This is a genomic window from Bacillus gaemokensis (assembly GCF_001590835.1).
Lineage (GTDB): Bacteria > Bacillota > Bacilli > Bacillales > Bacillaceae_G > Bacillus_A > Bacillus_A gaemokensis.
In genome coordinates this window covers 210,383-222,672 of record NZ_LTAQ01000056.1, presented here as the reverse complement: position 1 = coordinate 222,672, position 12,290 = coordinate 210,383, and the positions used below count along the sequence as shown (strand labels likewise).

The 12,290-nt window shown below is 33.5% G+C and carries 14 protein-coding genes and 3 pseudogenes; 3 read left to right on the top strand and 14 right to left on the bottom strand.

Annotated elements, in window-relative coordinates; all coding sequences use genetic code 11:
- Positions 1-35: 35 nt before the first annotated feature.
- From AZF08_RS24270 to AZF08_RS24255, 4 genes are read right to left on the bottom strand one after another with little or no spacing between them, the layout of a single operon-like run.
- Positions 36-605, bottom strand: coding sequence for an SGNH/GDSL hydrolase family protein (locus AZF08_RS24270; RefSeq protein WP_033677021.1), 570 nt, complete (start codon positions 603-605; stop codon positions 36-38).
- Between the two features lie 15 nt (positions 606-620).
- Positions 621-1,445, bottom strand: coding sequence for an MBL fold metallo-hydrolase (locus AZF08_RS24265; RefSeq protein ID WP_033677023.1), 825 nt, complete (start codon positions 1,443-1,445; stop codon positions 621-623).
- 36 nt (positions 1,446-1,481) lie between these two features.
- Entirely contained in the window at positions 1,482-1,784 is a 303-nt protein-coding gene (locus AZF08_RS24260) for a DUF7010 family protein (protein ID WP_407639509.1), read from the bottom strand.
- 19 nt (positions 1,785-1,803) lie between these two features.
- Complete coding sequence (locus AZF08_RS24255; protein ID WP_033677025.1) at positions 1,804-2,301, bottom strand: NUDIX domain-containing protein; 498 nt, start codon at positions 2,299-2,301, stop codon at positions 1,804-1,806.
- A 189-nt stretch (positions 2,302-2,490) separates the two neighbouring features.
- Here AZF08_RS24255 and AZF08_RS24250 point away from each other — a divergent pair, with 189 nt between their 5' ends.
- Positions 2,491-2,700 (top strand): hypothetical protein, encoded by a 210-nt coding sequence (locus AZF08_RS24250; protein ID WP_033677027.1) that lies wholly within the window; start codon positions 2,491-2,493, stop codon positions 2,698-2,700.
- Positions 2,701-2,779: 79 nt separating this feature from the next.
- Here AZF08_RS24250 and AZF08_RS29325 read toward each other — a convergent pair.
- The 5 genes and pseudogenes from AZF08_RS29325 to AZF08_RS24235 all read right to left on the bottom strand — a co-directional run.
- Positions 2,780-2,890: pseudogene (locus tag AZF08_RS29325) on the bottom strand (PhzF family phenazine biosynthesis protein); the annotation flags it as partial.
- Positions 2,891-2,907: 17 nt separating this feature from the next.
- Positions 2,908-3,675: a GNAT family N-acetyltransferase gene (locus AZF08_RS24245; RefSeq protein WP_082246164.1), complete on the bottom strand. Its 768-nt coding sequence runs from the start codon at positions 3,673-3,675 to the stop codon at positions 2,908-2,910.
- A 4-nt stretch (positions 3,676-3,679) separates the two neighbouring features.
- A pseudogene (locus AZF08_RS30940) lies at positions 3,680-3,817 on the bottom strand (GNAT family acetyltransferase); the annotation flags it as partial.
- A 231-nt stretch (positions 3,818-4,048) separates the two neighbouring features.
- A complete protein-coding gene (locus tag AZF08_RS24240) occupies positions 4,049-5,557 on the bottom strand; it encodes a class I adenylate-forming enzyme family protein (protein ID WP_033677029.1) in 1,509 nt (502 codons plus the stop codon).
- Positions 5,558-5,694: 137 nt separating this feature from the next.
- The gene (locus tag AZF08_RS24235) at positions 5,695-6,225 is read right to left on the bottom strand and encodes an NAD(P)H-dependent oxidoreductase (RefSeq protein WP_033677031.1); all 531 of its coding nucleotides are present in this window, start codon (positions 6,223-6,225) and stop codon (positions 5,695-5,697) included.
- Between the two features lie 123 nt (positions 6,226-6,348).
- On the opposite strand from AZF08_RS24235, the gene AZF08_RS24230 reads away from it, so the two are divergent.
- Complete coding sequence (locus AZF08_RS24230; protein ID WP_033677033.1) at positions 6,349-6,672, top strand: winged helix-turn-helix transcriptional regulator; 324 nt, start codon at positions 6,349-6,351, stop codon at positions 6,670-6,672.
- Between the two features lie 60 nt (positions 6,673-6,732).
- Here the strand turns inward: AZF08_RS24230 and bla are convergent, their stop codons facing one another.
- Complete coding sequence (bla, locus tag AZF08_RS24225) at positions 6,733-7,512, bottom strand: subclass B1 metallo-beta-lactamase (protein WP_033677034.1); 780 nt, start codon at positions 7,510-7,512, stop codon at positions 6,733-6,735.
- A 144-nt stretch (positions 7,513-7,656) separates the two neighbouring features.
- Between bla and AZF08_RS24220 the strand changes: the two genes are divergently transcribed.
- The gene (locus AZF08_RS24220; RefSeq protein ID WP_033677036.1) at positions 7,657-9,435 is read left to right on the top strand and encodes a peptidoglycan D,D-transpeptidase FtsI family protein; all 1,779 of its coding nucleotides are present in this window, start codon (positions 7,657-7,659) and stop codon (positions 9,433-9,435) included.
- An 11-nt stretch (positions 9,436-9,446) separates the two neighbouring features.
- Here AZF08_RS24220 and AZF08_RS24215 read toward each other — a convergent pair whose 3' ends face one another.
- From AZF08_RS24215 to AZF08_RS31615, 4 genes and pseudogenes are all read right to left on the bottom strand, one after another.
- Positions 9,447-10,274 (bottom strand): hypothetical protein, encoded by an 828-nt coding sequence (locus AZF08_RS24215; RefSeq protein ID WP_033677038.1) that lies wholly within the window; start codon positions 10,272-10,274, stop codon positions 9,447-9,449.
- The gene (locus tag AZF08_RS24210) at positions 10,274-10,795 is read right to left on the bottom strand and encodes an RNA polymerase sigma factor (protein ID WP_033677040.1); all 522 of its coding nucleotides are present in this window, start codon (positions 10,793-10,795) and stop codon (positions 10,274-10,276) included. Before AZF08_RS24210 ends, AZF08_RS24215 begins: the two co-directional genes overlap by 1 nt.
- Before the next feature lie 340 nt (positions 10,796-11,135).
- Positions 11,136-11,801: an HAD family hydrolase gene (locus tag AZF08_RS24205; protein WP_033677041.1), complete on the bottom strand. Its 666-nt coding sequence runs from the start codon at positions 11,799-11,801 to the stop codon at positions 11,136-11,138.
- Positions 11,802-11,980: 179 nt separating this feature from the next.
- Positions 11,981-12,073, bottom strand: a pseudogene (locus AZF08_RS31615) (IS6 family transposase); the annotation flags it as partial.
- Positions 12,074-12,290: the final 217 nt, after the last annotated feature.

Below are 12,290 nucleotides of genomic sequence, written 5' to 3'. Positions count from 1 at the left end.
AGCTATTCGTAGCTTTGCTTTTTTCTTTATAACATTTATTTTAAAATTCCTTTTAACTTATCTCCGATTAACTCTGATAAGTATTCATAGCCAACCACTCCAAAATGCAGTCCATCACGCTCTTCATTTTCTACAAATCTCTTATAGTTCAACTCCTGAATCATATGAGAATGTAAATCAAGAAAATAACTTCCTGTTTGTGTTGCTACTTCTTCCATCACTTTTACATAATGTCCTAATACTTCATTTGTTCTTGCATGCTGCCTTTCTTCATCCACTGGTGCCGGACTAATTAGAAGTACCTTTTCAGGAGAAATTTCATTCACAATTCCGATTAAATTTTCTTTATATTCTTGTAGCGATACTTGTTTATGGAAAGCCGCATCATTTGCACCAAAAAAGACCGTTACAAACGTCGGTTCAAAAGATAAAACATCTTCTTCTATTCTTTGCAAAGCATCAAACGTATTGTCACCAGAGACTCCCGCATTTACTACATTCCAATTTGGAAACTGCTCTTGTAAATGCGGTGTTAACCTTGGCTTCCCATCCCAAAATGTTTCACCAGCGGTAATACTGTCCCCAAAGCATACTAATGTATTCATTTACGTTTCTCCTTTTTATGTATAAAATAATTCACCTTCTAACGCAGCAATATAACGCTGTGCGGAACGCTGAACAGCTTCATTTGCATCCTCTTTAACTACTCGATGAAAAGCGTTGTATAAACGATTAAAAGGCAGTGACTTCACCCTTTTAGCCATCTCTTCGACCTTATTTGCTGGTAACGGAATTAAGTTTGGATAACTGTACATAAAGCTCACCCACTGCTGATCCGCTACAACTTGAATAATATCGCCTGTTAATAAAATCCCTTTCCCATCATTCCCTTGTGACCAATGTAAGACGGAACCACCTTTAAAATGTCCACCTAGACGATGTACAGTTAATCCATCAGATAATTGCAGTGATTCTCCTGACCAAAAAACAATATGTTTACTTGGACGCGTAACCCATTGTTTATCATCTTCATGTATATATATCGGTACATCAAATGTTTCTGCCCACTCTACTTGAGTAGAATAATAGTGTGGATGGGATAATGCAATTGCATTCAATCCTCCTAATTCTTTTACTTTCTCAATTGTAGTTTCATCAAAATAAGTAATACAATCCCATAACAAATTATACGATTCCGTTTTTACAAAGTAAGTTATTTGACCAATCGCAAATTCTGGTTTTGTTGTAATACTATAAAGCCCTACCTCTTCCTCGATTATTTCATTTTTATATGTATGACTCTCTTGTAAATCTTCCAGTGTCGTCCAAGATTGACCTTTCGGATTAATATATTGTCTCTCCTCATTGCAAATCATACAATTCATCGGTTCTTCTACACTCGCCGCATATTGCACACCGCATGTTGTACAAATAAAGTTTTTCATAATCATTCTCCTATCCCCATTTTGTTTTTTACTCTTTTAAGCTGTCATTTTATCATTCCGTTGATTTCCTACTTTTTTATTTTCAATAGATAAACCTACAATTATAATTACATAAACAGTTGTAACTGCAATCGGTATTGCCATAAACCCTTTTTCTACAAAGAAAACACCACATATGGATGTTACTAATACTGTACCAACTGACAGCAATCCATAACTCTTACTCTCATAGATCCAAACGTATGGTAAAAAGTGAACTCCTACTAAAACTGCTACTGTAAATGAAACGACTTTATTATTATTTGACAAATACAAGAAAAAACCTTTAAAAATCTTTATATTATAGAAAAAGCAATCTTCATCTTTCTGAAACCGATAATGCAGAAGCTAATATTTCATTATAAATCTCATTCCACTTTGGATAATATACTGTAACCTCGCTCGGCTTCACAAATATTCTTCTACCCGATTCATACTCTCCGCTAAAATCATGCACTTCTGTGATATCCATCCGATAAAAAGGTTGATATCCTATTTTAGGATACGGACCATCTTCATTCCAATTCGGATTTTCACTATGGTCTACAATAATATATCCAAGCAAGGTACATTCTCCCTTTACATACCCTTCTTCCCATACTTCCCTCTGCAAACATTCTTCTGATGTTTCATTCTTTTCTATATGTCCTCCAGGAAAATCCCAACTACGCTTAGGGTGGTCTATTAATACAATCTTACCTTTATAAAAACAAAAACCATGTACACTCGTAATCCTTGTATACTCCGGTAGTATATCTGCTTTTTTCCATGTTAACTTCACCCTTTCTTCTCCATAGTTTGTGTATATCATTGTCATACTTTTCCTCCCTTTTATTCCAAATATTTTTTAGATAATCTATTCTAGCTATACTTTATCTTCACAAAAATCCCTTTACACTTTCCAAATATCGATAGATTATACTCTCTTACATTCACAACGTTACCTTTTATATTTTATAAATAAGGGAATGCTATAAAAAATACCTATACATATAGGAGGACATATATGAAACCCGATTTTTTACAAGCTGTAAATGAAGCCATCGGTAATATTGAGCATATCCACATCGAAGAAAGTGGCGCAGATAGTTTACTTATCCATCATGATGATGCGAGGCAGTTAGAGAAAGTTGCTGAGAGACTAGAAAATAAAAAGTTTCATTCCGTAATTCGGCAAAATGAAAATGCATCTTTTATCGAAGTCATAAACAAATGAAAAAAGTTCGGTTGCGTGCCGAACTTTTTTATTTCATACTTTTAAATTTAAATTAAAATCTGAAACTCATCTACGTACACTGCATTTCATCATCTGTTAATCCTTCTGCATCTATTACAAGACCAGCTGGATTTCCCATGTTTGGCTTATTGCTAAATGCATCATAATGAAAAACTTTTATTCCCTTCATTTTCTCATCTCCTGAATTTATTTAAAAATTTTACAATGCAGTTCCGTTTCTGTCCTTATAGAGCATCCGTTTTTCCAAAAAATCTTTTTCATCTTTTCATTTATCATATGGGTACTTCCTATATAATAAGTAGCTCCCATTTGTTTTAACATGTATAAAGATTGAAGATGGATATGGATACTAAGTCCTTTTCCACGTTCCTCTGGCAATAGTCCAAAATAAAACAATCGCCCTTCATCTTTCGTTCCAGGTTCAATGTGTGGAATGGATATTCCAATTGGTTTGTTCTTTTCACAAAAAACAATACATGCTTTTTTCCAGCCCTCGCCTAATTCTGTTTGGATAGAATAAAAATGTTCATCGATATTGAGAATTGATGATTTATTATCCGAACCTGACATGCATCGCTCCCAAAGCAACTTAAATTCCTTTTCAGACAATGTCCCTTCGTCTATAGAGCGAAAATCATACTGTTTCTTTGGAGTTTCTATATTCATAATTTCTCGAAACACTTCTATTTTCGCTGCATAAAGCTCAAAGCCAAATTCACGTAACACTTTTGCACTCGGAGTATAACTGTTGAAACTTTTATCTAGTAAAATGCTTGCTCTTTTTATATTCCAACTTGAACAAACCTCTACAAATCTTTTTATCTTCTCTTTATAATTTTGAGCATTAAAAAAAGAATCTTCATCCATTTCTTCAATTGTTACTGCATTCGGCAAACCATTTAGTACTTTTTTCGAAGGGCCAAATATGTTTTGAACAATTGTAAGATTGTACATTATGTTCACGATAACCATCATCGTATTGATATCGGGATGGTAACCGATTATTAAATCCCTCATACCAATTTACATAGTCCTCTTCTCGAAAAGGTCGAATAATAAGTCTTTCTGTCTCTACTTGCAATAATGGTTGTTTCATTTTGTATCTCTTCCTTTACCTCTAGATACTTTCCTCCACAAATGCTATTCTCAATCAACTGTCCATATTTATTGTCAGAATATTATTTACTTTTTATATAAAATACGAAATTTAGTAAATCAATATTATTCATCTATTCCCTCTAAAACAATAAAGTCCAGTTATGTATAAAAACATAACTGGACTTTTTAACATAAATGAAGAACCAAACCTGCTATTTACTTTCCGTTTTTAGTTTACAAAAACACCGCTCTTTAACTCTCTTTTCAACACTTTACCTAGTGCATTTTTCGGTAAACTCTCAACAAACACTACTTGCGGTATTTTATAGCTTGCTAATTTTTGTTTACAGTACTGAATAACCTCTTCTTCTGTTAAAGATATTTGTAGATTTTTAACAATATAGGCCCTTGGAATCTCTCCCCAAAAGTCATCAGTGATTCCGACTACAGCGACTTCCAACACACCTTTTATTTCATGGATAACTTCTTCTACTTGATCTGGGTATACATTATCGCCGCCGTGTACAATTACATCTTTATATCTTCCCATTATGTATAAAAAGCCGTCTTCATCTAACATACCAGCATCCCCCATATAAAACCAACTGTCCTTCAAAACTTTATTTGTGGCCTTTTCATTATTCCAATAGCCTTTAAACATATAGGGGCTTTTCACAAGAATTTCTCCAACTTCCTTTTTAGGTAATTGGTCACCTGTGTCAGGGTGAATAATTTTTATTTCCACATTCTTAATTGGCTTTCCTACAGAAGACATTTTTTCTTCTCCCATGTCTGAACGCCATGAGCTAACAACCCATCCTTCTGTACTTCCATATGCTTGCACCATAAATATCCCTTTCTCTGCATAGCGCTGTATAATACTCTCAGATACTTTTGTACCACCACTCTGCGCTACTTTGAAAGAAGAAATATCTCGTTCTTTTTTATTTAACTCATCCAGCATATAACTATATACAGCTGGGAATGCAAGCATCGTTGTAATTTTCTCTTTTTCAATTGTATCCCAAATAAGAGCAGGGTCTGAATCAGAAAGAAAAATCATTGTAATACCATGATAAATACAATTTAATATAGAAAGGACACCGCTCATATGAAAGAGCGGATGTACAGAAAGGAATCGTTCTCCTACTGGAATTTCTCTTTGTCCGACAACCTCAGTAAAATAGTTATATAAATTTTTATGACCAATTACACAAGCTTTCGCATTTCCTGTTGTTCCAGAAGTGAATAAAAAAATAGCATCATCGTCTTCATGAACGATTACAGCTGGTTCAATTTTCGGCTGATCTTGTAATAATAATTCAAATGACTGTGATATCTCCATCTCAAATCCAGTTTCTATTGTCATATGAATCTCTTTTACTGCCTCAATTTCCAATAATATCTCTTGAAATTCAATATCATAAAATAACACTTTTAGTTTTGCTTCTTGTACAATCGTCTCTAATTCATACGAAGTAAGTTGACGATTAAACGGTATGAGTACCGCTCCGATTTTTAAGCTCGCCATCATAATTGTTGGAAACGGATGATTATTCTTGCACAAAATCCCTATGCGATCTCCCTTTTGAACGCCTTTCTCTAACAAATAATTTGCAAGTTGATTTACTCGTTCATTATATTCTTCAAATGAATATCTGTTTCCTCCTCCCACAAGTGCTTCTACACTCGCTGATTGTTTTACTCGTTTTTGTAAAAGTTGTTGCATTGTACGCAAGAAAAACGCCCCTTTTTCATTTTTTAGATTTTTATTTTACTACATTAACTATTAATTTACTAAAGATTAAACTTGATAAAATTAATTAAATACATAAAAAATCCCAATACCTATAAAGGAACCGGGATTTTTTCGACTCATATATGAAGACTACTTTTATTCATAACATATTTCACATACTGGGCTGCACTTTTTTCGATATCTTCATCCTTTAGTTGATACTCTGCTCCGTATAAAGTAAACATAGGTATAAACTTCATACCTGTGTATAAGCAAGTCGACTGGAATGGTTTTGTTAGTTCATCCATTGTAAACTCACCTTGATACTGAGATTCTAATCCGCCTATGGAAATTGCCAAACCGAATTCTTTATCACGTACTTTATCTCCTGTAGAGCCATACGCAAAACCATACGTCAGCACATCATCAAACCACTTCTTTAATAATGGTGGTGAACTATACCAATAGAACGGAAATTGAAATATGTAACGATCATGTTCTAATAATAGCCTTTGTTCATACTCAATATCAAATTCCCAATTAGAAGCTGTTTTATACAATTGGTGAACTGTTATCTCATCAGAATGTTTCTCCAATTCTTCTACCCATCTTTTATTAATCTGTGATTTTTCAATATCAGGATGTGCTACAATTACAAGTGTTTTCATTACTTCCCTTCCCCCTTATAAATAAATGAAATCCTTTAGTATAGTATGTATTAATTACATATAATTGAAAAGTACGTACTTTCAGGTGCTATAGGAACCTTGAAGTACCTATGGAGGTGTAATATGAATCAAAATAACGACTTCCCTATCTCTACTACACTTGAAGTCATCGGCGGAAAATGGAAGAGTAATATTTTGTGCGTTCTAATTGATGGAAAGAAACGGACAAATGAACTGAAACGTGCTATTCCAGATATTACACAAAAAGTTCTGACCCAACAATTGCGTCAACTTGAAGCTGACGGTATTATCCATCGTATTGTATATCAAGAAGTTCCACCAAAAGTCGAGTATGTAATAAGCGAATACGGAAAGTCTTTAATCCAAATTATGAATGAGATGTGTGAATGGGGAAAAGATCATCAAGTAAAAAAATCAACAAAGTAAAAAAAGCATACAAAAATGAAAGAACCCTTAAAAAGGGTTCTTTTCAATACATCTTTAATTCTATTTCGATTTCAATAAATCTAACGTATGAGAAAGTAAGCGGCTATCCCCTACCTCTCCATGCCCTGGTACAACTGATTTTATGTTTTTATATCGACTCATCACTTTTCCAACTGAATGTGACCATTCATCTACATATGCATCCGCAACATTTCCTAAATCTTTCGCATCTGCCGATTTTACTAAACAACCTCCAAATAGAATTTTATATTGCGGTAACCATACTGTAATATTGTCTTCCGTATGTCCTTTTCCAGGATAAAAGGCTTCTACTTTCATATTTCCAAACTTCATATTTGTAATTTCCTTCAAATCCGCAATTGGTTCTTCATAACCATACTTCTTTGCTAGTGTAGCCGTTAGAGCTGTACTATGTACTTTAACCCCTTTTTCTTTTAACGTTTTGATTCCTCCAATTCGGTCTGCGTGTGCATGCGTAATGATTGCATCTGTTATTGGTTTATGAAACTTCTTTTCAATCATTTCTATTAGCTCTTTTGTAAGTTTGTCATCCCAAGAGGATTCAATAAGCACTAGCCCTTTGGATGTATTAAGGATAAGACCATTCGAAGGCACTGTTTCCCCATTAAAATAACCCACTTCTGTATGAACCCATACATATGAATTTAACTGAGAGATTGAAATCGTACCTTCTTGGTTTTTAATTACGTTTCGCTCTTCATTTCCTACAGCTTGCGCTGGGAATGTCGCACTTGCAAATTGACTTACCCCTAATAAACTTACACATAGACCTACTTTTAACATCATTTTCTTTTTCATTATGACCGCCCCTTTCTTCATATCTTACTTCTTTAAAAATGCTATTACACTTAATAGACAACACGTATAATAAATTTGTTCCCGTATTTACAAAAAAATTAATAGATTTTAAGATAAGATGGAATCTAAGTAAGGGAGAATTTTATGGTACATATACAACAGAAAAGATGGATGATTTTAACGACCTTTTTTATGATAGGAGTTATATTAACACTTCTGTTTCAAACAGGCTTTATTTCTTTAGCTATTACAACTTCTCCAGCTGAAAGAGGTAAAATTATCGATCGAAATGGCATCATACTCGCTACAAATAAAAAAGGAAATTCTTTGTATTACTTGTGGAATAGCGAATGTCCAACTGCCAAAGAAACAACGGATCTAGTAAATTTCTTAAATCAGTTTTCGGCTACATTTCATCATGACATTCCTATAAATGAAATAAAAACACAATTACAAGAATCTTGTCAGCATCATAACGAAAAGAAAATACTACTATACTCGAACGTCACTGAAAGAGAATTAGCCTATATAAATAAAAATAAACTTCAAAATTTCATCGTAAAAAATGAATCGATACGTGTCTACCCACAACATGAAATTGGTTCACAAGTAGTTGGATATGTAGATAACATTAAAGAGAAAACTCATTCTAATTCTGTTCCTGTTGGTGCAAATGGAATTGAGCTTCAATATGAAAATGAATTAAAAGGTATCCCGAAAAAAAATATCATTCTTAAAATCAGTGATAAAAAATACTCCTGGAACATACAAAAAACAAAAAGCGGAAAAGATATTCAGCTATCACTAGATTCCAAGCTTCAACAGAAAACAGAAGAAGTACTAAAATCTCAAATTAACACTACCCCTAACGCAAATGATGGGTACGCTGTTGCAATGAATGTAAAAACAGGAGAAATATTAGCTATGGCTAACTCCTCTGTTTTTGATCCAAACATATTAAACACAAATATAGCTCTTACTAAAAGCAAGCAGTTGAAAATTCTTTCACAAAATAAAACGATTCAAAAACTAAAATATGGTGACTCCTATGTAAATATGGGATCCACAATCAAGCCGCTTACTATTTTAATGGGTTTAAATGAAAAGCTCATTCAGCCATCAGATACGTATTTAGATCAAGGGAGCTTTCATTATAATGATGAGAATAATATCAAAAACGATCCAGGTACCCCGACTGGTGAAATTACACCAAGTCAGGCCATTATGAATTCATCCAATACGTTTATGACAGCTAAAGTAGCCATTCCATTATTTAATCAAAATAATGGAAACTTGGAGAAGGTGTCTACCATTTGGACAAGTTATTTAGAAAAATTCGGCCTTCGTTCTAAAACTGGGATTGACTTACCTTTTGAAGAGGGCAGTAAATACGAATTACATAACGCTGGGGATTTTGAAAACGGGATTTCAGCTTTATTAAATGCTTCTTGGGGAGGAAATGAAGTACACACACCTCTTCAACTCGTTCAATATGCGGCAACCCTTGCAAATAAAGGCATAAAATACAAACCTCAAATCGTCAATGCTATCATAAACAATCATGGTACAATGCTAAAAGAATTTAAGCCTATCGCAGAAAGTTCAAATCATTACCCTACAATATTTTGGGATGTGCTGAGAAACGGTATGAGTAACAATATACAAGAGATTAAAGATTTACCGTTTGACGTTGCTGGAAAAACAGGTACCACAAGTTCTCCAAACAAACAAGATAAAATCGTCAACCATTCTCTATTTATTGCATATGCTCCTGCTACTAATCCACAGATTGCGATTTCTGTCATTATTCCTGGTGGTGATTTCGGTGGAAAGAGTGCCGCTCCCGTTGCTGCAAATATTTTAAGTGCTTGGGATATTCTTCAAAAAGAAAACAAAAGTAAAGAGACAGGTTCAATTCAATGAACCTGTCCCTTTTACCAAATAGAATCTATCATTTTTATTTTCCACATTCCATCGTTTTGTTTTTCGAAGGTAAATGAATATTCGATATCAGTTGAAATACGACTTTCTTCCACATAACCAGTATAACCATTCATCGTCGTTACCTTTATATAACCACTCCCCCTTATTTTTGCTGGCATCCATGCTTTCACCATTTCGTTAGACGCATGGTATACAACCCTCGAATTATTTTGAGGTTGAGCAAAAATCTTTGTTTTCTCCCCAACAACAGTTCCATATAAATAATGTTCGTTCTTATTCTGATTACTTTCTGCTAATCCACTAGGTATTTTATATAAACTTTTTGTATCATTTATAAATTCTCCTCCCATAGCAAGAGCAACTTGTAGATTATTTAAAATGCCCTCATAGGACTTCCGTTCATTTTTATTATATTTTTCCCCTTTAAAAATAATTTCTTCATTGATTATGTCATGTAAAACATTTGTATCCTTTACACTCAATTTTTGATTTAATTCATTCATAAATTGCTTTAATGATTGATCTTCAGTGGATTCATCTTTCATCTTAACTTCAATTTGTGTACTACTTTGTACAGATTGCTTATTACTACCAAACCAAGATTGTTGAAAATTCACTAGTACAATTGCAAAAGTACAAATAACTGTAGCAGCTAAAACGTTTATACGAAACGGTCTTCTGTATTTTTCTTGATACTCCCCTTCCGTTTTATGAATAGATTGTTTGATCTTACGAATAAATTCTTCTTTATCTCCACGTTTCTTCATCGGTCCATTTTGTAACTTTTTATACCAATCTGGTTTTCTATCAGTACTCATCATGCATCCTCCGCAAATATTTTTGAAACTCTTGCACGCGCCCTATGTATCCTAGACTTCACAGTCCCAATGGACACTCCTAAGGTTTCAGCAATCTCTTCATAAGATAATTCATATTTTGCATCTAATATTATTACTTCACGATACTTCTTAGGTAATTTCAATACAATATGCCAAACCTCATCTATGTTTTCTTTTTGAAAAAATTGCTGTTCTGCAGACGGATATTCCTTATCACTTCTAAATATACCCACTAAAGAAATTCTCTTAAAGTAAGCAGCTTTCAAGTAATTTAATGCTGTATTCCTTGTAATCTTTAGTAACCATGTCTTAATAGATGATTCATTTCGAAATGAATGCCAATTCTTAAATACCTTTATAAATACATCCTGTGTTATATCATCTGATAAATGTGCGTCTTTTGTAATAATAAAAGAATAATTCCACACATCTTGCCAATATTCTTCTATCACACAATCTATTTCATTATCATTATATTTTTGAATAACCTTATCTTCCATTCCAACACCTCAGCTTATACCAATAAGCATAAAGACCTTTCCTCACTATATTTTGCAATTTCCTCATAATATAGACAAGGTAACAGATTGTTTTGTTCCATTTTCTTTTGAAAATATTATTTCAATTTATTTCAAGAGGAAAAAGCGTACAAAAATCTGTACGCTTTTTTCTATCATTTATTATTTAAAAAGAATGCATGCATACAACTATTGCAATAACTGAAGGCACTTATTGACAAAAAAAAACTCAAAAGGCAACTTATCTAGTTGGCTCAACAAATGTTATAAATCTAATTATTGATGAAAAAGAACTTGGCATATTACCAAGTTCTTTTTCACTTTACTCTTCAAAAATAAATTGTTTAAACTGCTCTACACTCTCAAAATAATAATCTGATTCCTCTTCCATTTGCTTTTTAATCTTCGGAATATGATGCGACCAACCTGCTGCAGCAAATGCAACGTTACAGCTCTTCGCCATTTCCAGTGCAGGCTTTAAATCATCTAACACGATGACTTCGTCTTCATGCAAATTAAACATGGACAGAATCTTTTTCACTGGATATGGATGCGGTTTTCTTTGATCTTCTTCTAGCTCCCATCCAAATACTGCATCAGGAACGAACCCACAGTGTTTTTCATAATCTCTCTTAATACGACTACTCTCAGAGTGGGAAACAACTGTTACGATTCCACCTTGTTCTTTGAACGCTTGTACCAGTTCCGGAAACCCTTCATAAAAATCCGGAATCGTTGATTCTATATACTTCTTCCAAATTTTTTGTTGATGTTCTTGTTCTTCCGGAGTAAAACCAATCTTATCTTTACACAAACTCATGAACCCAGGATGAAAACAATATGTAACAAATTCTTCTAACGATAACGGCTTTTCATCTGGTCTTAAGTCTTGTAATGCTTCTACAAAAGATGGATAGTGTATATCCGGTGTACTTTTCACTGCTGTGTCATCATGATCTAATATTAAACATTTATATTTCAAATTCATTTTCTTCCTCCACTACAATCATTCATACTGAATTACTTTTTCTATTATCTCAGGCTAGACTGATACCATCCACATTCTTTCCAAATATCTTTCAAGAAAAAACATGGGTAAATTAAGATTTCTGGTTCTGTTGCAAAGTTTCTTAACCTCAAAACAGGTGCGGGAATTACGACTACATGTTATGCAACTGTTAATAGATTCTGTAATTCATTGTACGCTGAAAAACCGAAGTCTGTTTGAAGACTTCGATTTTGTTTATATAGAGCATGAATGATGAATGGTTTCTATACCTCTTTGCAACAGAGCCTATAGGTTCATAGATTATTGAATTTTTGAAAGAAACATCTTTGGGAATGGCATAACTATATCTACTTGCTCCATTTGAACTTTTTTGTTGCACCTTTATCACTTCATAGTTATTTTCGCACATCAACCTTACCTCATTTAGCTTATTACTTTAGAAGTTACATCCTCGTAATTTACCACTCA